Source organism: Xanthomonas sp. MUS 060 (assembly GCF_000963215.1).
Lineage (GTDB): Bacteria > Pseudomonadota > Gammaproteobacteria > Xanthomonadales > Xanthomonadaceae > Xanthomonas_A.
In genome coordinates this window covers 1-528 of record NZ_JZIM01000121.1, presented here as the reverse complement: position 1 = coordinate 528, position 528 = coordinate 1, and the positions used below count along the sequence as shown (strand labels likewise).

General features: G+C 62.9%; 1 pseudogene. It reads right to left on the bottom strand.

Features of this window, described 5'->3' with window-relative positions:
• Positions 1-528, bottom strand: a pseudogene (locus XANALMUS060_RS17325) (IS3 family transposase); the annotation flags it as partial.

Here is a 528-nt window from a genome sequence, read left to right as displayed (position 1 = left end):
GGAGATGGCACGCTCCACCTCCATGGCGACTGCTTCGTGGGTCGCATCGTCCACGATCACAAGGCATTTGATTGCTCGGCCTTCGGCGGTGCGGTCGAACACGAAGTCCATCGACCATAACGGGTTGGCCCGCACTGGCCGCCACAGCGGTTGACGCTCGCCGATCGGCACTTTTTTGCGCCTGCGGCGCCGCACTTGCAGGTGCTGCTCGCGATACAACCGCTCCACGCGCTTGTAGTTCACGATGCGACCTACCTGCCGCAGGTTGAGATAGATCATCCCCACGCCATCGCGGCGATGACGATGGCGATGCGCCAACGCAAGGATGCGCTCGCGCAACTCGACGTTGCGATCCTCGCGCGGACAATAGCGCAGCGCACTGGCGCTCATGCCGATCACCGCCAAGGCGCAACGTTCGCTGGCGCCGCCTTGGATCCACTCGTGCACCAGCGCACGACGCACCGGTGCGCTGACTATTTTTTTCGCAGCGCTTCCTTGATCAAGTCGTTCTCGAACAGCTGCACGGCC